Origin of the sequence: Streptomyces sp. NBC_00461 (assembly GCF_036013935.1) — a bacterium.
In the GTDB taxonomy this organism is placed as follows: domain Bacteria; phylum Actinomycetota; class Actinomycetes; order Streptomycetales; family Streptomycetaceae; genus Streptomyces.
In genome coordinates, this window is the sequence record NZ_CP107902.1 from 3,980,305 (window position 1) to 3,999,204 (window position 18,900).

An 18,900-nucleotide genomic window follows, 5' to 3' on the forward strand; every position below is an offset into this window, starting at 1 on the left:
GCTGGTCCGGTTGACGGCCGGGTCCGGCCGACCGGCCGCAGAGCCAAAGGGGCAGGCCCCCGGCACGGGGGTGCGGGGGCCTGCCTCGGAGGGACTGCTGCTGGTGGGCGCGTCAGCGCACCGACGCGCCCACCATGTGCTGCGCCGGGCCGCTCAGTAGCGGTAGTGGTCCGACTTGTACGGGCCCTCGACGTCGACACCGATGTACGAGGCCTGCTCGGGGCGGAGCGTGGTCAGCTTCACGCCGAGCGAGTCCAGGTGGAGACGGGCGACCTTCTCGTCGAGGTGCTTGGGCAGCACGTAGACGTCGGTCGGGTACTCGTCGGGCTTGGTGAACAGCTCGATCTGGGCCAGGGTCTGGTCCGCGAACGAGTTGGACATCACGAACGACGGGTGGCCGGTGGCGTTGCCCAGGTTGAGCAGGCGGCCCTCGGACAGGACGATCAGCACCCTGCCGTCGGGGAACGTCCAGGTGTGGACCTGCGGCTTGACCTCGTCCTTGACGATGCCCGGGATCTGCGCCAGGCCGGCCATGTCGATCTCGTTGTCGAAGTGACCGATGTTGCCGACGATGGCCTGGTGCTTCATCTTGGCCATGTCCGAGGCCATGATGATGTCCTTGTTGCCCGTCGTGGTGACGAAGATGTCGGCCTTGTCGACGACCTCGTCGAGGGTCGTGACCTGGTAACCGTCCATCGCCGCCTGCAGGGCGCAGATCGGGTCGATCTCGGTGATGATCACGCGGGCGCCCTGGCCGCGCAGGGACTCGGCACAGCCCTTGCCCACGTCGCCGTAGCCGCAGACGACCGCGGTCTTGCCGCCGATGAGGACGTCGGTGGCGCGGTTGATGCCGTCGATCAGGGAGTGGCGGCAGCCGTACTTGTTGTCGAACTTCGACTTGGTGACGGCGTCGTTGACGTTGATCGCCGGGAACAGGAGGGTGCCGTCGCGGTGCATCTCGTACAGACGGTGGACGCCGGTGGTGGTTTCCTCGGTCACGCCGCGGATCTCCGAGGCGAGTTGGGTCCACCTCTGCGAGCCGTCGGAGATGGTGCTGTGCAGGAGCTCGAGGACGACGCGGTGCTCGTCGGACTCGGCCGTGTCGACGGACGGGACCTTGCCGTCCTTCTCGTACTCGACGCCCTTGTGGACGAGGAGGGTGGCGTCACCACCGTCGTCCAGGATCATGTTCGGGCCGCCGGTGGGGGTGTTGGGCCAGGTCAGCGCCTGCTCCGTGCACCACCAGTACTCCTCCAGGGTCTCGCCCTTCCAGGCGAAGACCGGGATGCCCTGCGGGTTGTCGGGCGTGCCGTTCGGGCCGACGGCGATGGCGGCGGCCGCGTGGTCCTGGGTGGAGAAGATGTTGCAGGACGCCCAGCGGACCTCGGCGCCCAGGGCGACCAGGGTCTCGATGAGGACGGCGGTCTGCACGGTCATGTGCAGGGAGCCGGTGACGCGGGCGCCGGCCAGCGGCTGCGCCTCGGCGTACTCCTTGCGGATCGACATCAGGCCGGGCATCTCGTGCTCGGCGAGGGTGATCTCCTTGCGGCCGAAGGCGGCCAGGGAGAGGTCGGCGACCTTGAAGTCCTGTCGGTTGTCGACAGTCGTCATTGCGAGCTGCTCCTCGGGGTTGGGGCGAGGTGGGTACGGCTGGTCTGCGCGGCGGCGGACACAGGGGTGCCCGAAGAGGACACAGGCATGCCCGGTGCGCGCAGCGCAGTCCGTCGGAGGCCCTCTCTCCCTCGGTCGGTCCCTTGTGGGACCGCCCGACCGCCATCAGCAGCGACGTCTGGCTCCGTCCCAAGCTACACCGGTCCGCCCGGCCGTCCCCAGTCCACATCCGAACACATCACGTCGATCACGGCGAGCGGCGGGTGGGGAGGGCGAGGGGCGGGCAGCGCGATAACAGGACACGTACGAACGGGAGAACAGGAGTCAACAGAACGGCGCAGACAGGAACTTTTGCCTCTTTGAGGTGGGCGTGAGGTGGTGCAGGATGCCTGGAGATCGGAACTCTCTGATCGATCTGGCGGGGCGTCCGGGACGGCGCTTCGCGCGACAAAGGCGTTAGGAGATCGACGTGACCATTCCGGCCGGCCCTCCCCCCACGGGCGGCGGCGAAGGCGAGAGCAGGAGCGTGAAGCTGCTCGCCGTGACCGCGTGCCCGACCGGCATCGCACACACGTACATGGCCGCGGAGAAGCTCGCGCAGGCCGCCGCGAGCCGCGGCATCGACATGAAAGTGGAGACCCAGGGATCCATCGGGGCTGAAAACGTCCTCGATGACAACGATGTCAGCACCGCGGACGGGATCATCGTCGCCGCGGACAAGGATGTGGACCTGAGCCGTTTCGTGGGCAAGCGGGTGCTCAAGGTCGGGGTGGCGGAGGGTATTCACCATCCCGAGCGGCTGATCGAGCAGGTGCGGTCGGCACCCGTGCACCGGCCGGGGGGCGCGGCTGCGTCGCCCTCGACCAGTGGTGGCAGGGAGCGGAGCGTCGGGTACAAGGCGCTGATGAACGGGGTCAGCTACATGATCCCGTTCGTGGTGGTCGGCGGGCTGCTGATCGCGATCTCGCTGTCGCTCGGCGGGCACGCGGACCCCTCGGGCGGTCTGGTCATCCCGAAGGACTCCTTCTGGATGGACGTGAACAACATCGGCGTGATCGGCTTCACGCTGATGGTGCCGATTCTGTCCGGGTACATCGCGTATGCCATCGGTGACCGGCCGGCGCTCGTGCCGGGCATGATCGGTGGCTGGATCGCGAACACGGGGTCGCTGTACGACTCCAAGGCGGGCGCGGGCTTCATCGGGGCGATCGTGACCGGATTCCTCGCCGGGTATCTGGTGTTGTGGATCAAGAAGGTCAAGGTCCCGAAGTTCGTGCAGCCGATCATGCCGATCATCGTGATCCCGATCCTGGCGACGACGGCGCTCGGGATGTTCTTCATCTACGTCATCGGGAAGCCGATCTCGTGGGTGTTCGAGCATCTGACCAGCTGGCTCAGTGGGATGACGGGCACGAGTGCGATCCTGCTCGGCGCGATTCTGGGGCTCATGATCGCGTTCGACATGGGCGGGCCGGTCAACAAGACGGCGTTCCTGTTCGGCGCGGGGCTCATCGCGACCGGCAACCAGACGGTCATGGGCATGTGTGCCGCCGCGATCCCGGTCATGCCGCTGGGACAGGGCCTGGCGACGTTGATGCGCAAGCGGCTCTACACCGAGCAGGAGCGGGAGACGGGTCTCGCGTCCCTTTTCATGGGGTGTTTCGGGATCTCCGAAGGCGCGATTCCGTTCGCGGCGGCGCGGCCCGCGCTGGTCATTCCGGCCAACATGCTGGGCGGCGCGGTGGCCGGTGCGGTCGCCGGGATCGCGGGTGTGAAGGACGCGGTGCCGCACGGCGGACCGATCGTGGCTGTGCTGGGTGCGGTCAGCGGCGTCCCGATGTTCTTCGTGGCGGTGGTGGTCGGCACGGTGGCCACGGCGCTGACGACGGTGGCCCTGGTCGACATCAGCGAACGCAAGCGGCGCGCGGAGCCGGTGGTCGGTGCGGGTGTGGCCGGTGTCGAGCCGGCGTCACCGTTGGTCCCGGCCGGCGTGGGTGCCTCGTCGGGTTCGGGCGCGCGTGCTGTCGTTGCGCCGCAAGCCGTGCGTGGATCCGCGTCGGCCGGTGCGGGCTCGGGTGGGGGGAACTCCGCTCCTGAGGGGGAGCCGACTGGTTCCGCCGATGCCGACGCCGACGCAGGTACCGGTGCCGAAGGTGCCGAACGTGCCGATGTTCTCTCCGGCTATCTCACCGAGCGGACCGTCAAGATCCGGCTCGACGCGCAGGAGAAGGAGGCTGCCATCCGGGAGATGGCAGTGCTGTTGGCGCGCGGCGGCAAGGTGACGGACGAGGACGAACTCGTGCGGACCGCGCTGCGCCGCGAGGAGCAGGGCAGCACCGGGCTCGGCGAGGAGATCGCGATTCCGCATGCCAGGACGGACGCGGTGACCGCGCCGGTCGTCGGGTTCGCCCGGTCCGAGGAGGGCGTCGAGTGGGGCTCGATGGACGGTACGAAGGCGCGGCTGGTGTTCATGATCGCCGTACCCGAGGCGGCGGCGGGCGATGAGCACCTGCGGATTCTGGCGTTGCTGTCGCGGAAGTTGACGGACGCCGGGTTCCGGGGGCGGCTGACCGCCGCGGCGGACGAGCGGGCCGTGCTCGATGTGCTGGGTGAGATCGGGTGAGCTGAAAGAAGCTGGTGCGGGTCCGTGCGCCGAGCGCCGTACGGGCCCGCACCGGGTGTTCACAGAGGCCGGTTGTTCTCCGCGCCGCGGATGGGCCGCATGGGGAGGAAGTGACATGGCGCGCAGAGGGCGGGGACTGGGGATCGCGGCGCTCGTGGTGGGGTTGCTGGGGTTGATGCCGGCGATCGGCACCTTCGTCTACGGGCGCAGTGCGTACGGCGTGGGCACGCAGCCCAGTGGGAGCATGGCGCCGACGTACAAGGCGGGCGAGCGCATCGTGTGGGAACAGGTGGACGGCAGCGAGGTGCGGCGCGGAGACGTCGTGCTGTTCTCCGCGCCTGACCGCTACGGCGCGGAGGGCGTCCACATGCAACGGGTGATCGGGGTGGGCGGCGACCGCGTCGCCTGCTGCACGCTCGTGGGCTCCCAGGAGCGTGTCACCGTGAACGGTAAGCCGATCAAGGAGCCCTACGTCAGTGGGGGCGACGCCGACGGTGGGCACGGGCAGTACGACGTGAAGGTGGCACAGGGGCGGCTGTTCCTGCTGGGCGACCACCGCGCCGACGCGATGGACTCCCGTTTCTTCGCCAAGGACCACGGCGGAACCGTGCCCGTGGACGCCGTGCGGGGCCGGATGACGGACAACCGTACGATCCTGGTTCTGCTGGGCTCGGCCCTGCTGCTCGGCGCGGTGCTGTTCCTCACCGGGATCGGGCTGGGCATCGGCTTCCTGGTGGTGCGGCGGCGCAAGGCGCCGCCGGTGCCGCCGGCGCCCTGGCCCACCCAGCCGGTTCAGGTCTGAGTCGGCCCACGCAGCCCGTTCAGGTCTGAGCGCTCAGTGTTCCGCCGGGTGCTGCGCCGGTCCCCCCGGCGTCGCCTCGCGGTCCGGGCCCTTGGCGGCCTCCGACTCGCTGTAGATGTCCGGTTCGAGGTAGATGACGCGGGCGATGGGGACGGCGGCGCGGATACGCGTCTCGGCGGCGTTGATGGCGGAGGCGACCTCGGCGGCCGTGTCGTCGTGCTGGACGGCGATCTTGGCCGCGACCAGCAGTTCCTCGGGGCCGAGGTGGAGCGTGCGCATGTGGATGATCCCGGTGACCGTGGCACCGTCGACCACCGCGTCCTCGATCTTCTTGACGTCTTCGGTGCCGGCGGCCTCGCCGAGCAGCAGGGACTTGGTCTCCGCGGCGAGGACGAGCGCGATCAGGACGAGCAGGACACCGATGCAGACGGTGCCGATGCCGTCCCAGACTCCGTCACCGGTGAGCAGGGCGAGCCCGACGCCACCGAGCGCGAGGACCAGACCGATCAGCGCGCCGAAGTCCTCCAGGAGGACGACCGGCAGCTCGGGCGCCTTGGCGCGGCGGATGAACTGTGACCAGGACAGCGTGCCCCGCAGTTCGTTCGACTCCTTGATGGCCGTGCGGAAGGAGAAGCCCTCGGCGATTATCGCGAAGACGAGGACGCCCACCGGCCAGTACCAGTGCTCCACCTGGTGCGGGTGGCGGATCTTCTCGTAGCCCTCGTAGATGGCGAACATGCCGCCGACCGAGAAGAGGACGATCGAGACGAGGAAGGCGTAGATGTACCGCTCGCGGCCGTAGCCGAAGGGGTGTTGCGGGGTCGCCTCGCGCTGGGCCTTCTTGCCGCCGATCAGGAGCAGGGCCTGGTTGCCGGAGTCGGCGAGCGAGTGGACGCCCTCGGCGAGCATCGACGACGAGCCGCTGAACGCGAACGCCACGAACTTCGATGCCGCGATCGCGAGGTTGGCGCCCAGTGCCGCCACGATCGCCCTGGTGCCGCCTGACGCGCTCATGTGTTCGCGTTGTCCCTTCGCCTTGGTACGTACGCCGTCCGGGGCCCCGCCTCGTCGCGGCTTTGCCCGTCCTTTGCCGGTGGGCCATTCTTGCAGCCCTGTCCGGCGACGGCGCGTGAGGTATCCACAACCCCGGTCATACGATCACAGTGGCCCGGAAGATCGTGCCCGCTCCGGACACTTCCGCCTTCTCGCCCGCCGGGACGAAGACCGACTGTCCGGGGCCGAGTTCGTGTCCGTCCGCCCGCACGCCACCGGCCGTGCAGAGCAGGATCTGCGGGGTGGCCCGGGTGAGGTCGCGAGGGGCGCCGCCTTCGGGGAGGACGTACCTCGACAGCCGGAACTCGTCGATGGGCGTCTCGTAGACCTCCTCGTCATCCGTTGACGCCTCGGGACGCAGCACGCCCGGGTCGCCGGCCTCGAAGCGGACGATGCGCAGGAGTTCGGGGACGTCGACGTGCTTGGGGGTGAGGCCGCAGCGCAGGACGTTGTCGGAGTTGGCCATGATCTCGACGCCCAGGCCGCTCAGGTACGCGTGCGGGATGCCGGCGCCGAGGAACAGGGCCTCGCCCGGCTGGAGGCGGACGTGGTTGAGGAGCATCGCGGCGATGACGCCAGGGTCGCCCGGGTAGTGGTGGGCGATGTCCGCGTAGGGCGCGTATCGGCCACCGAGGCGGGTGCAGGCGGCCGCGGCCGCGGCGACCGTGTGGCGCATCTCCTCGGGGTCGGCGGTGAGGACCGCCGTGAGGACCTCGCGCAGGGCGGCGTCCTCGGGGTGGGCGTGCAGCAGGTCGACATAGGGCTTGAGGGAGTCGACACCCAGGCCGGCGAGCAGATCCGCGGCCTGCAGCGGGTCCCGGAAGCCGCACAGGCCGTCGAACTCGGTGAGCGCGCAGATCAGTTCGGGCTTGTGGTTGGCGTCCTTGTAGTTGCGGTGCGGGGCGTCGACGGGGATGCCGCGGCGCTCCTCGTCCTCGTAACCCTCCTTCGCCTGGGCGAGGTTGGGGTGCACCTGGAGGGAGAGCGGGCCGCCGGCGGCGAGGATCTTGAGGAGGAAGGGCAGCCGGGGCCCGAACTTGGCGACGGCTGCCGGGCCGAGTTCCTTCTCCGGGTCCGCGTCGACGATCTCGACGAGCGTGCCGCGTTCCGTGCGCGAGGGTGCGCCCGGGTGGGCGCCCATCCACATCTCCGCCTGCGGCTCACCGCTCGGCTCGACGCCGAGGAGGGTGGGGATGGCGGCGGTGGAACCCCAGGCGTAGGGGCGGATGGTGTTGTCCAGGCGGTCCATGCGGTTGCGGTTCTTTCTGCCGGTTCGTGTGCGTACGACTGCTCGTCCTCGCGTGCGTACGGACGTGTCTTCGCGTCCGTACGACGGTCAAAGCGTCGGCGTCAAGATCAGGCTCCCGAAGCGAGCGCCAGGTAAACGGCGGCGAAATCCGTGATGGCGATCAGTTCGGCGAGGGTCTCCAGTTCGCCGCCGGGCTCCGGCTCCAGCTCACTGATCGGCGTGTCGTGGCTGAGGGCCAGTTCACGGGCGGCGGGGGCGGCGGTGAGGCCGCCGAGCGGGCGGTCGCGGAGCAGCACCACGCGTGCGTGCAGTGCGGGTGCCTCCTCGACGCGGTCGCGGAAGAAGTCGTCCGGGTCGGCGCTGGCGGCGAGCGGCCCGGCCAGCAGGGCACTGTGCGCGGCGAGCGCCTCGGGGAGTTCGGCCACCACGGCCGGGCGACCGGAGAGTTCGGCGAGGGCGGCGGCGAAACGGCGGCCGGCGGGGCCCGCCGAGACTCCCTCGGTCCATACGACGGGCAGCGAGTCGGCGAGTTCGGCGGCGAGCGTCTTGGCGGGGTTGCTGTAGGTCACGATGGCGGGCCCGCAGCGCTCGGCGATGTGGTCGAGACGGTCGGCGATCTTCTCGACGGCGTCCGGCGGGGCGGTGACCAGGCCGGTGCGGTCGAGGAGAGCAAGAAGGGGCGTGAGCAGCGCCCACAGGACTCCGGGGGCGGAGGCGGCGAACTGCCGTTCGTCCTGTTCGTACGGGGCTGTCGCCATCGGTACGAACAGGCCGTGGGCGCTTTCCACCGCCTCGGTGAGCGGGGTGTGGGCGGGGGCGACCGCGACGACCGTGCAGCCTCGGCGGTAGGCCGAGTCCGCCAGCAGCGACAGGCCTGGTTCGGAGCCGTCGGGGGTGGTGATCAGCAGCAGGTCGACCGAGCCGGCCCAGCCGGGAAGCTCCCAGCGCAGGGCGCCCGCCGCGGGGGCGACGCCGGTGGGGGCGAGGCGGATGACGGGGCTGCCGGGGCCCGCGAGCGTGCCGAGGAGGTCGGCGACGCAGGTGGCGGCGGCGCCGGGGCCCGCGATGAGGACGGCGCGCGGGCGGCCGTCGGGCTTGAGGTCGGCGACGCCTGCCTCGGCTGCGTGCCGTGCGGCCGTGCGGACGCGGGCGCCTGCCTCGGCGGCTCCGCGGAGCAGGCTGCGGCGGTCGGCCTCCGAGAGGGCCTCGGGGGTGTCGAGCAGCGATTCGTCGAGCATGGGCGGCAGCCTCCGATCGCCGGGGGTCATGGGGTGCGCCCCGGGGGTTCGTGCGCGGGTGGCGGGGCTCGGCGTTACGAGGGTCGGCGGGCCTCGTCGACGAGCAGCACCGGGATGCCGTCGCGAACGGGGTAGGCCAGGCCGCAGTCCTCGCCCGTGCAGATCAGCTCGGCTTCCTGCTCCTTGAGCGGGGCGTGGCAGGCCGGGCAGGCGAGGATCTCCAGGAGGCCGGCTTCGAGCGGCATGGGTGTGTCCCTTCGAGGGCGGGGGCGCGTGCGCTTGCTTGCACATGTGCTTGTGCGGATGTGCCTGGTCAGGGTACCGCCGTGGGGGGCGGGGTGCCGGGGGTTGGGCGGGAGCGGGTGGGGGTGGCCGTGGGAGGGGTGGCCCCCCGCCGCCCCTACCCGTCCCGTCGCCAGGGGCGCTGCCCCTTCGACCCCGCCAGGGGGCTCCGCCCCCTGGACCCCCGATCGGCCTCAACGGCCTCGTCCTCAAAGGCCGGACGGGCTGAAGTTGCGGAACCCTCAGGCTCGGATGATCGCCAAGGCCTCGTCCCGGACCTTTGCCATCGTCTCCACGTCCCTCGCCTCCGCGTTCAGGCGCAGCAGCGGCTCCGTGTTGGAGGGGCGGACGTTGAACCACCAGTCGGTGGAGGTGACCGTCAGGCCGTCGAGTTCGTCGAGGGTGACGTCCTCGCGGGCGCCGTACGCCGACCTGATGGCTGCCAGGCGGTCGGTCTGGTCGGCGACCGTGGAGTTGATCTCTCCGGAGCCCACGTAGCGGTCGTACTCGGCGGTGAGGGCGGAGAGAGGGCCGGCCTGGCCGCCGAGGGCCGCGAGGACGTGCAGGGCGGCCAGCATGCCCGTATCCGCGTTCCAGAAGTCCTTGAAGTAGTAGTGGGCGGAGTGCTCGCCGCCGAAGATCGCGCCCTCCTCGGCCATTTCGGCCTTGATGAAGGAGTGGCCGACGCGGGTGCGGACCGGGGTGCCGCCGTGCTCCTTCACCACCTCCGGGACCGACCAGGACGTGATCAGGTTGTGGATGATCACGCCCTTGCCGCCGTTCCTCGCGAGCTCGCGTGCGGCCACCAGCGCCGTGATCGCGGACGGGGACACCGGGTCGCCGTGCTCGTCGACCACGAAGCAGCGGTCCGCGTCGCCGTCGAAGGCGATGCCGAGGTCGGCGCCCTCCTCGCGGACGCGCTGCTGCAGGTCGACGATGTTCGCCGGGTCCAGCGGGTTGGCCTCGTGGTTCGGGAAGGTGCCGTCGAGTTCGAAGTACATGGGGACGACGGTCAGGGGCAGGCCCGCGAAGACCGTGGGGACCGTGTGGCCGCCCATGCCGTTGCCCGCGTCGACCACGACCTTCAGGGGGCGGATGGAGGCCAGGTCGACGAGGGAGCGGAGGTGGGCCGCGTAGTCCGACAACGTGTCACGCTGCGTGATCGTTCCCGACTCGGCGGCCGGCTGCGGAGCGCCCGACTCCGTCCACTGCTCGGCCAGTTCGCGGATCTCGGCCAGGCCCGTGTCCTGACCGACCGGCGCCGCGCCGGCGCGGCACATCTTGATGCCGTTGTACTGGGCCGGGTTGTGCGAGGCCGTGAACATCGCGCCCGGGAGGCCGAAGGCACCCGAGGCGTAGTACAGCTGGTCCGTCGAGCACAGGCCGATCTCGGTCACGTCGGCGCCCTGTGCGGCCGCCCCGCGCGCGAAGGCACGCGACAGGCCGGGCGACGAGGGCCGCATGTCGTGGCCGGTCACGATCGCGTCCGCCCCGGTCACCCGGACGAAGGCCGCCCCGAAGAGTTCGGCCAGCGGCTCGTCCCACTGGTCCGGGACCACCCCGCGTACGTCGTACGCCTTCACGATCTGCGACAGATCAGCAGCCACGGCCAACCCTCCTGAAGTCCTATCGGTCGCCCCAAACTACCCGTACCGGATGGCCGTGCGGCGTGCGGACGCCTAGTGGACTCCCAGCCGTAACCTCAGGTCAGAGACGGGTGGGAGATCGGGAAGAGTCAGGGCAGCATCCAGCCGAGGACCGGCGAGCTCTGGGCCACCACGATCAGGCACATCACCAGCAGCAGGCCGAGGCTCCAGGGCAGCACCTTGCGCAGCAGATCGCCCTCGCGGCCCGCGAGACCCACGGCCGCGCACGCGATCGTGAGGTTCTGCGGCGAGATCATCTTGCCGAGGACGCCGCCCGAACTGTTGGCGGCGGCCAGGAGTTCGGGCGACAGGCCGGACTCGCGGGCGGCGGTCACCTGCAGCGCCCCGAACAGCGCGTTGGCCGACGTGTCCGAACCGGACACCGCGACTCCGAACCAGCCCAGCACCGGTGACAGAAAGGCGAGTCCGGCCCCCGCCGCCGCCACGAAGTGGCCGATCGTGCCCGCCTGTCCGGAGAGGTTCATGACGTACGCCAGCGCCAGTACGGACGTCACGGTCAGGACCGCGAACCTCAACTCGTGGACGGTCGCGGCCCATTCCCTGACCGCCACGCGCGCGTGCACGCCGAGGACGACCGCCGTGCACACCCCGGCGAGCAGTACGAGCGTGCCGCCCGTCGACACGACGGGCCACGTGAAGACATTGCCGCCGACCGGCTTCCCGTCCGGCCCGGCGACGTCCAGGAACGGCCAGTCGTACGTCTGCGTCGTCCCGGCCAGCCAGTCCTTGACCGCCGGGATCTGCGCGACGGAGAAGATCACGACGATCAGCGCGTACGGGGCGTACGCGCGCAGGACCTCGCGCCGCGGGTCCTGTTCGTCCAACTCCTCGCTGCGCGCGCCGGTCAGCACGGACGCGCGTACGGACTCGGTGGCGGGCACGCGTGCGTGCGGTACGGCGACCAGGGCGCCCGCGCCCGCCAAGGACGCTCCGATGTCGGCGAGTTGCGCGGAGACGTAGTTGGAGGCGGCGAACTGGACCACGGCGAAGGCGACTCCGCACACCAGGGCGGGCACCCAGGTCTCGCGCAGACCGCGCCGTCCGTCCAGCAGCCAGACCAGGACGAGCGGAACCACCAGTGCCAGCAACGGAGTTTGACGTCCCACCACGGAGGCCACAGAATCCAGCGGCAGTCCCGTCACCTGCGCGAGCGTCACGACCGGCGTGCCCATCGCACCGAACGCGACCGGCGCGGTGTTGGCGACGAGCGCCACGACCGCGGCACGCACCGGGTCGAAGCCCAGGGCGACGAGCATGACCGAGCAGATCGCGACCGGCGCACCGAATCCGGCGAGGGCTTCCAGAAGCGCGCCGAAGCAGAACGCGACGACGAGCGCCTGGATGCGCGGGTCGTCGGAGAGGCGCCCGAAGGAGCGGCGCAGGATGTCGAAGTGCCGGGTACGGACGGTCATCCGGTACACCCACAGGGCGTTGACGACGATCCACAGGATGGGGAAGAGGCCGAAGACGGCTCCTTGGACGGCGCTGGAGAGCGTCTGGTCGAGCGGCATGTCATAGGCGAGCCAGGCGACCAGAACGGCCGCCGCAAGCCCCGTCAGGCCCGCCAGGTGCGCCGTCATGCGCACCCCGCCGAGCAGGATCAGGACGATCAGCAGGGGCAGGGCCGCGACGAGGGCGGACAGGCCGAGCGAGCCGGCGACGGGTTCCAGTTCCTGGACGTACACGGGCGCCTCCCCGGATTCCGGCATGCGGAAAGCGATTTCCCGCCGGTTACGGAATGGTCGTGTCCGCGACAAGGGCGCGTCAATGGGTGTGCGTCACCGCGTGAACGGCAGGGAACGGCAGGGAAGGATGCCGACTGTCCTCAGTTGTCCGGAGACCGCAGTACCCGCAGGTGGCCGCGCCGCGCGACCTCCATGGGGTCCGCCCTGCGCGCCCCGCCTCCGGCACCGGCCGCCCGCTCCTGGGGACGGGCCGCCTCGCGCACCGCATTGGCAAGCGCTTCCAGATCGTCGCCGCTGGGGCGGGCCGGAGCGGAGCCGTCGAGGAGCCGTACGACCTCCCAGCCACGAGGGGCGGTGAGGCGCTCGGAGTGCTCGGCGCACAGGTCGTAGCAGTGGGGTTCGGCATAGGTGGCGAGCGGGCCGAGGACCGCGGTCGAGTCGGCGTAGACGTACGTCAGCGTCGCGACGGCGGGACGGCCGCAAGCGGTGCGCGAACAGCGACGTACAGGGCTCACGACGTTGGACGGTACCGCACTCTTGAGCGGGCCGCGACGACTCCCCCTCAGGTCACTCCACCGTGTCGTGCTGTGAAACAGACCACAGCCTTTCTCCTGCACACCTCGGTGACCTGCAAGGACGCACGTTCACACGATGTCGGACGATCGCACACCCGATCAACACTCCGTACAAACAGCGTCAATTGCCGCGAGATCGCCGGTCTCGGAGAGATACGGAACGAGCCCAACCTTGGCTGGAATGGTCATCGTGCGACATGCCGTCCGGGGGGCTCCGAGGCCGTCCGGCAAGCCGCGTGGGGCACGGCGTGCGGTCCCGGCGGGGACTACGCTTCACCAGTGATGGACAACCCCGTACCGCCCCGTGCCGCCGCCCCCGGGCCTCGCCGTCGTGATCGCCACGGTCGCGGCATGCGCGGCCCGATCGCGCCGCCCCAGGTACCGCTCGCCGCGAGCCGTGCCGAGGCATTCGCGGATCTGGTGCAGGACTCAGTGGAGCGGCTGGAGCGGCGCTGGCCGCAGCTCGCCGACATCGATTTCCTCGTCATCGAGGTGCCGCGTCTGGACGGCCCCGGTCAGGCCTGGAACGACGAGTCGGTGCCGCTGGGCGGCACGATTCCCTCCCGGGAGGGACGGCCGGCGCGCGTGGTCGTGTACCGGCGGCCGGTCGAGATCCGCACGAAGGGGCGCGACGAGCGGGCAGCGCTGGTGCACGAGGTCGTCGTCGAGCAGGTGGCCGAGCTGCTGGGGCTGACTCCTGAGACGGTGGATCCGCGCTACGGCGAGGACTCGGAGGGCTGAGCGGACCGGGGGCGCTCAGCGGGCGAGGACGGGACGGCCTCCTCCCTCGCCCGGCAGCAGCTATTTCTGCAGGACCGACAGATCCTGGTCCGCCTCCGGCACCGCCACCGTCCCCCGGTCGTCCGGCAGCGTCTGCACCGTGAAGCCCGGGACTCCGTCCTCCGTCGCCGCCAGTGTTCGGGCCGCGTAGACCGGGCCGCCGGACACTCGCTCGACCGTGAGCGCGTACGTGCCCTTCAGGCCGCTCGGGACCGGGGCTTCGACGTCCTGGGAGGTGCCCGCCTTGATCGTGTACGTCTTGGACACCGCCGTGCCGCCCTCGCTGCCCGCGGACGCGGTGACCTTCACCTGCGCGGTGCGGGTGGGCGCCGTCAGGGACAGCGTGGTGCCCTTGCCGCTGTTGTCGGCCGACGTCGCGCGCGTGCCCACCGGCCTCGTGGCCGGGATGAACGCCGTCTCCTGCTTGTCGCCCTTGCCCCGCACGACCCGCAGCGCCGCGACGACGGGCACCGACTCGTCGGTGGGCGTGAGGACCAGGGAACCCGCCTCGCCGCGCGTGACGTCACCGAGGTCGACGGCGGTGGTCATGCCCGCCTTCACGTGCAGCGTCTCGTTCCCGGCGGGCGTGATCAGCCCGGACGGGGAGGCGAGCCGCAGCTTCAGATCGGCGTCCGCGTCGCCGGGAGTGAAGGCGACCAGGCGCACGGAGGTGGCGTCCTTCGGGATGCCGGGCAGGACGAGACTGCCCGCCGGGTCCGTGGACGCGGCCAGCCAGTCACCGCCGAGCTTGTCGTCGAGGGCCTGTACGGCGGCGCCCACGCGTCCGCTGCGGACGTTCACGTGGACGGTGAGGTTGGGCTGCTTCTCGTCGGTCAGGGTGGAGAGCAGGACCGGGTCGCTGGAGTGCGGCCCGACCGTGATGCCCTCCCCCACCGTGGACTTGAGGGCGCCGTCCTTGCCGTAGAGCTCGACGTCGACGACGGCCGCCGAGTCGTCGGGGTTGGTCAGGTGGACGTAGTCGGTGCGGGAGGCGTCCGTGCTGGCGCCCGGGAACCAGAACTCGGTGTCCGGCGCGGTGCAGTTGACGCCCTGGAGGCCTCGGCCGGTGCCTGCGGCGACCTCGGTGGTCTCCTGCACCGTCCAGCCCGGCGCGAACCTGCCCTCGGCGGTACCGACGAGCGCAGGAGTGTCGGAGCCGGAGGTGTCGCCGGTGACGGGCTTGCCGGGCTCCTTCGGGGTGAGGACCGGCTTGCCGGCCGTGCCGGTCTTCTTCTTACCGCTCGTCTTGGTCTTGCCGTCCGTCTTGCCCTTGCCGTCCGTCTTGCCGACGTTGCCCGTTCCGTCGGCCGACTGCTCCGTCGCGGGCCGGAGTTCGCCCTTGCCCTCGCTTCCGGTGCCCTTGGTGAGAGGCGTGAACGAGGTGTACGACGTGTCGGCGAGGTCGGAGGCGCTGGGTGCCGGGCACAGCAGGCTCGTGCGCTCCACGGGCAGTTCGGCGGCCGCCTTGGCCGTGTGCGCACCGGAGGCGCCCGGCACGGTGAGCGAGGCGAATCCGGTGATGGCGGCGAGCGCGGCCGTGCCCGCGATCAGGGAGATGGTCGTGCGGTTCACTGCTGACTCCCGTCGGGGCGCTCAGGGGCGTGCGGCGGCGGCTGCTGATGCTGCGCCGGGTCGTACGTGGGGTCGTAACCCTGCTGGTACGACGGGTCGTACGCGGTCTGGTCGTACGTCCCCTGGTGCGCACCGCCGTACGCGTACGGGTCGTACTGGCCGCCCTGGTACGGGTCCGCCTGGTACGTCTGGTCGTACGTGCCCGCCTGGTACTGCTGGGCGCCCTGGTACTGCTCGTTGCCGTAACTGCCGTACTCGGCGCCCTGGTAGGCGGCCGCGTCGTAGTCGCCGTAGGGCTGCTGGTGCGGGACGGCGACGGGTGTCTCCTCCGGGGGAGGGGACGGGAACTCCTCGCTCCGGCCGGGCTCTTCGGCCTCCGCCTGGGCGCGCAGGCGGCGGGCGCGGCGGCCCTCGCCGGCCACGGCCTGCGCGGGGACGGCCGGCTCCTCGGGGAGGTCGTCGTCGATGTCGCGGCGCCGGCCGGGCAGGGCCAGGACGACGAGGACGACGGCGAGGAAGCCCTGCGCCCACAGCCACACGGTGTGGGTGACCGGGTCGTCGTAGGTGACGTCCAGCCTGCCGCCGGACGCGGGGAGCCGGAAGCCCTGGGCCCAGCCGTCGACCGTGGTGCGGGTGAGCGGCTTGCCGTCCAGGGTGGCCGTCCAGCCCTCGGCAGCGGTGTCGGCGAGGCGCAGGACGCGGCCGTCCGAACCGGCGGGGACCGTGGTGTGGATCTCGACGGGGCCCGCGGCGACGGGCTGCGCCGGGCCGGAGGCGGCGGCGATGGTGGCGCGCGCGACCTCCTGGTCGACCCGCCACAGGGCGCTGCCGTCCTGCTGGCTCAGGCGCGAGAGGCCGGGCGTGGCGTCCAGGACGCGGGTGACCTCGCGGGGCGCGCCCTTGTGGACGAGGACATAGCGGACGGCGAACTTGCCGAGCTGGTCGGCCTGGTCGGCGCCGGAGCCCGCGACGAGGTTGGCGACGACCTTGTCGAGCCGGCTGTTCTCGCCGTCGGCCGCCGCGGACTCGGCGTCGCCGAGGCGGGCGCCGGAGCCGCGGACCAGCGTGTAGCCGACGCGGGCCGTGGAGTCGCTGTCGAGCACGAGCGTGCGTGCCTGGTCGCGGGTTCCGCTCTCCTCGGCGACGAACGCGGGCACCTGCACGGGGTCCTGTCGCTCGACCGGTCCGTCGGCGCCGCCGATCATCCAGCCGGCGGCGATGACCAGCGGACCCGCGAACGAGGCGAACGCGATCAGCGCGGCCACCGGCTGGCGCCAGCCGAAGCTCTGCTCGGCCACACGCGCGCGTGCGCCGTCGGCGCCGAGGACGGCGGCCGTCAGGAGGGCGAGGCCGTAGACGAGGGTCGCCGGGCCGGCCCAGGCCGACCCGTTGGACAGGACCGCGAAGACCAGGCCCACCAGGGCGACCGCCCAGGCCGTCCAGATGCCGAACTGGCGCTCCGAGCGCAGCAGGGCGGCCAGCGCGGCCAGGACGACACCGATGAGCATCAGCCCGCTGACCGTGCCCGGGCCGCCGGGGCTCGCGCCGAGCAGGTCGAGGGCGGAGGCGGCCGAGGAGCCGTACTCCAGCCCGGCCTCCTGGAAGAAGCCGAACGGGAGCAGCGACAGCGACCACGGAGCGAGGACCAGCAGGGGCGTGCCGAGCTGGGCCAGGAAGCGCAGGCCGTGGGCGGTGATGTCGCCGCGGCGCACGGCGAGCAGGGCGATGCCGAGGATCAGCGCGATCGGCCACACGATCGGCGTGAACGCGGTGGTGATCGTCAGCAGCAGCGCGTACGCCCAGGTGGCGCGCCAACTGCCGCGCGCGCCCGAGGTGTTCGTGAGGCCGCCGGCCGCGGCGCCCGCGCGTGCGATGAGCGGCAGCAGGACCGCCAGCACGGCGGTGCCGATGCGGCCGCCCGCGAGCGCGCCCGTGGCGGCGGGCAGGAAGGCGTAGACGACTGCCGCCCACGCGCGCAGGAGGCGCGACTCGACGAGCGGACGGGAGGCGAAGTAGGCGGTGACGCCGGCCAGCGGCACGGAGCCGACCAGCAGCACCGTGACCGCGAGGCCCGTCGAGCCGAACAGCGTGGAGGCGAGCATCGCCACGATCGCGAGGTACGGCGGTGCGGACGGGGAGCCGCCCGCACCCACGGCGTGCCAGGAGTCGAGGTAGCGCGACCACAGCTCACCGGAGTCGGCCGGGGCGGGCAGCAGGGCGCCGCCCGCGAGCGCGCCGCCGCCGAGCAGTGCGCGGCAGGCGACCAGGGAGACCAGCAGCAGCACCAGGAACAGCATCGGGCCCGGCTTGCGGCCGATGCGCTTGAGGCGGGCGAACTGCTCGATCTCCAGGAAGTCGGCGTCGTCGCCGCCGGGCCCGGACTCGACGGCGCCGCCGTGCCGTCCGGCTCCGGAGGTCACCTCGGGGTCGGAGCTGTCGACGAAGTTGCCCGCGACCTGCTCGACGGTGGCCCGCACGGTCGCACCGGGCGGTGGGAACAGTGCGCGCAACTCGCCCTTGTCGATCTGCGGATTCCCGCGCCTGCGCCGTCCGGCGATGATCCGCTCGGGGCGCAGCAGCGTGCCCAGCAGACCGCGGATCTCGTCGAGCGCCTGTCCGGGGACCTTGCCGACGAGGTAGGCGACGGTGCGCAGGAGGGTGCCGACCACGAGGCGCACCAGCACCCAGGGCAGCATGGCCGTGCGCGTGTTGACCAGGAGGGTGTAGGCGGCGCCCGCCTTGTCGACCTTGTGCGGGGAGGCGACGGTGCGGCCCCCGCAGTCGACGGTGCGGCGCTCGCGGGAGGCGGCCTCGGCGTGTCGTACGACCGCTTCCGGGGCGACGAGGACGCGGTGGCCGGCGGCATGCGCGCGCCAGCACAGGTCGACGTCGTCACGCATCAGGGGCAGACGGCGGTCGAATCCGCCGAGCTGTTCGAAGACGTCGCGCCGGATGAGCATGCCGGCGGTGGAGACGGACAGGACGGTCCGGACGTGGTCGTGCTGTCCCTGGTCCTGTTCACGCCGGTCCAGGCCGGTCCAGCGGCGGCCGGAGTGGGCGATGCTGACGCCGACTTCCAGGAGCTGGCGGCGGTCGTACCAGCCGCGGAGCTTGGGGCCCACGACGGCCACGTCGTCGCGGCCGAGTTCGAGTTCGTTGTCCACGACGCGCAGCAGCTGGGCCAGGGCGTCGGGTTCGGGTGCGCTGTCGTCGTGCAGCAGCCACAGCCACTGGAGCGGCTCCCCGTAAGGGAGTTCCGGCATGTCGTACGCGTCGTCGCGCCAGGAGCGCGTGACCGGGTCCCAGCCGCTCGGCCGCTTCAGATAGGGCAGCTCTTCAGGAGTCAGGACGGGGGCGGTCCGTGCCGCCTCCTCGACGGCCTGGCCGAAGCCGGTGCGCCGGGCGAGGTGCAGCACCCGGTCGGCGCCGATGGCGTCGGTGAGCAGCTGGGCGGAGGCGTCCGCGCTGCCGGTGTCGGCGGCCATGGCGAACTGGACGGGACGCTCCTGGCCGAGCAGCCCGGCGAGCGCGTCGGGCAGCCAGCGGGCGCCGTCGTGGGAGACGACGACCGCCGTCACCACGTGACGCGGAAACTCTGGAGCGGCAGCGTCGTGTTGGGCTGCCGTGTGGCTGTGCACGGACATCGAGGTACGGGCCCCGGTTCGATGGACTGCGGTGGACGTCTGTGCCCCCTGTGGGCGGCGAGGCGTCTCGGACGAGCGACCACACTATCGGGAGAACCAAAAGGGGCGGCGCGAAGCGC

Annotated in this window: 13 protein-coding genes; 3 read left to right on the forward strand and 10 right to left on the reverse strand. The window is 71.5% G+C overall.

Going from position 1 to position 18,900, the window contains the following annotated elements; translation table 11 throughout:
* Positions 1-153: 153 nt before the first annotated feature.
* Positions 154-1,611, reverse strand: a complete 1,458-nt coding sequence (ahcY, locus tag OG870_RS18615) for an adenosylhomocysteinase (protein WP_327691160.1) — start codon at positions 1,609-1,611, stop codon at positions 154-156.
* 469 nt (positions 1,612-2,080) lie between these two features.
* Here ahcY and OG870_RS18620 point away from each other — a divergent pair, with 469 nt between their 5' ends.
* Together OG870_RS18620 and lepB are read left to right on the forward strand one after the other, a co-directional pair.
* Positions 2,081-4,234, forward strand: a complete 2,154-nt coding sequence (locus tag OG870_RS18620) for a fructose-specific PTS transporter subunit EIIC (RefSeq protein WP_266924558.1) — start codon at positions 2,081-2,083, stop codon at positions 4,232-4,234.
* A gap of 115 nt (positions 4,235-4,349) precedes the next feature.
* Positions 4,350-5,036, forward strand: coding sequence for a signal peptidase I (gene lepB / locus OG870_RS18625; RefSeq protein ID WP_266924560.1), 687 nt, complete (start codon positions 4,350-4,352; stop codon positions 5,034-5,036).
* 33 nt (positions 5,037-5,069) lie between these two features.
* Here the strand turns inward: lepB and OG870_RS18630 are convergent, their stop codons facing one another.
* The 7 genes from OG870_RS18630 to OG870_RS18660 all read right to left on the reverse strand — a co-directional run bounded on the left by OG870_RS18630 (position 5,070) and on the right by OG870_RS18660 (position 12,725).
* Positions 5,070-6,050, reverse strand: a complete 981-nt coding sequence (locus OG870_RS18630) for a cation diffusion facilitator family transporter (RefSeq protein WP_327691161.1) — start codon at positions 6,048-6,050, stop codon at positions 5,070-5,072.
* A 136-nt stretch (positions 6,051-6,186) separates the two neighbouring features.
* Complete coding sequence (gene manA / locus OG870_RS18635) at positions 6,187-7,338, reverse strand: mannose-6-phosphate isomerase, class I (RefSeq protein WP_327691162.1); 1,152 nt, start codon at positions 7,336-7,338, stop codon at positions 6,187-6,189.
* Between the two features lie 107 nt (positions 7,339-7,445).
* The gene (locus OG870_RS18640) at positions 7,446-8,576 is read right to left on the reverse strand and encodes an SIS domain-containing protein (protein ID WP_266515502.1); all 1,131 of its coding nucleotides are present in this window, start codon (positions 8,574-8,576) and stop codon (positions 7,446-7,448) included.
* 74 nt (positions 8,577-8,650) lie between these two features.
* Positions 8,651-8,821 carry a Trm112 family protein gene (locus tag OG870_RS18645; protein ID WP_266515504.1) on the reverse strand — a complete coding sequence of 57 codons (171 nt, stop codon included), beginning with the start codon at positions 8,819-8,821 and terminating at the stop codon, positions 8,651-8,653.
* Positions 8,822-9,100: 279 nt separating this feature from the next.
* The gene (locus OG870_RS18650; RefSeq protein ID WP_266515507.1) at positions 9,101-10,465 is read right to left on the reverse strand and encodes a phosphomannomutase/phosphoglucomutase; all 1,365 of its coding nucleotides are present in this window, start codon (positions 10,463-10,465) and stop codon (positions 9,101-9,103) included.
* Positions 10,466-10,593: 128 nt separating this feature from the next.
* Entirely contained in the window at positions 10,594-12,210 is a 1,617-nt protein-coding gene (locus tag OG870_RS18655; protein WP_266842173.1) for an L-lactate permease, read from the reverse strand.
* Between the two features lie 140 nt (positions 12,211-12,350).
* Positions 12,351-12,725: a DUF3499 domain-containing protein gene (locus OG870_RS18660; RefSeq protein WP_266515510.1), complete on the reverse strand. Its 375-nt coding sequence runs from the start codon at positions 12,723-12,725 to the stop codon at positions 12,351-12,353.
* Between the two features lie 342 nt (positions 12,726-13,067).
* Between OG870_RS18660 and OG870_RS18665 the strand changes: the two genes are divergently transcribed.
* Positions 13,068-13,526 (forward strand): metallopeptidase family protein, encoded by a 459-nt coding sequence (locus OG870_RS18665; protein ID WP_266520328.1) that lies wholly within the window; start codon positions 13,068-13,070, stop codon positions 13,524-13,526.
* A 60-nt stretch (positions 13,527-13,586) separates the two neighbouring features.
* Here OG870_RS18665 and OG870_RS18670 read toward each other — a convergent pair whose 3' ends face one another.
* Together OG870_RS18670 and OG870_RS18675 are read right to left on the reverse strand one after the other, a co-directional pair.
* Positions 13,587-15,137, reverse strand: coding sequence for a DUF5719 family protein (locus tag OG870_RS18670; RefSeq protein WP_266584055.1), 1,551 nt, complete (start codon positions 15,135-15,137; stop codon positions 13,587-13,589).
* On the reverse strand, positions 15,134-18,781 hold the full coding sequence (locus OG870_RS18675) for a glycosyltransferase family 2 protein (protein WP_266584053.1): 3,648 nt from the start codon (positions 18,779-18,781) through the stop codon (positions 15,134-15,136). Before OG870_RS18675 ends, OG870_RS18670 begins: the two co-directional genes overlap by 4 nt.
* Positions 18,782-18,900: the final 119 nt, after the last annotated feature.

What these genes read in the sequence shown, in the direction of transcription:
- ahcY (WP_327691160.1), bottom strand. Translation starts at nt 1,611, where the DNA reads ATGACGACTGTCGACAACCGACAGGACTTCAAGGTCGCCGACCTCTCC.
- lepB (WP_266924560.1), top strand. Translation starts at nt 4,350, where the DNA reads ATGGCGCGCAGAGGGCGGGGACTGGGGATCGCGGCGCTCGTGGTGGGG.
- OG870_RS18630 (WP_327691161.1), bottom strand. Translation starts at nt 6,050, where the DNA reads ATGAGCGCGTCAGGCGGCACCAGGGCGATCGTGGCGGCACTGGGCGCC.
- manA (WP_327691162.1), bottom strand. Translation starts at nt 7,338, where the DNA reads ATGGACCGCCTGGACAACACCATCCGCCCCTACGCCTGGGGTTCCACC.
- OG870_RS18640 (WP_266515502.1), bottom strand. Translation starts at nt 8,576, where the DNA reads ATGCTCGACGAATCGCTGCTCGACACCCCCGAGGCCCTCTCGGAGGCC.
- OG870_RS18645 (WP_266515504.1), bottom strand. Translation starts at nt 8,821, where the DNA reads ATGCCGCTCGAAGCCGGCCTCCTGGAGATCCTCGCCTGCCCGGCCTGC.
- OG870_RS18665 (WP_266520328.1), top strand. Translation starts at nt 13,068, where the DNA reads ATGGACAACCCCGTACCGCCCCGTGCCGCCGCCCCCGGGCCTCGCCGT.
- OG870_RS18675 (WP_266584053.1), bottom strand. Translation starts at nt 18,781, where the DNA reads ATGTCCGTGCACAGCCACACGGCAGCCCAACACGACGCTGCCGCTCCA.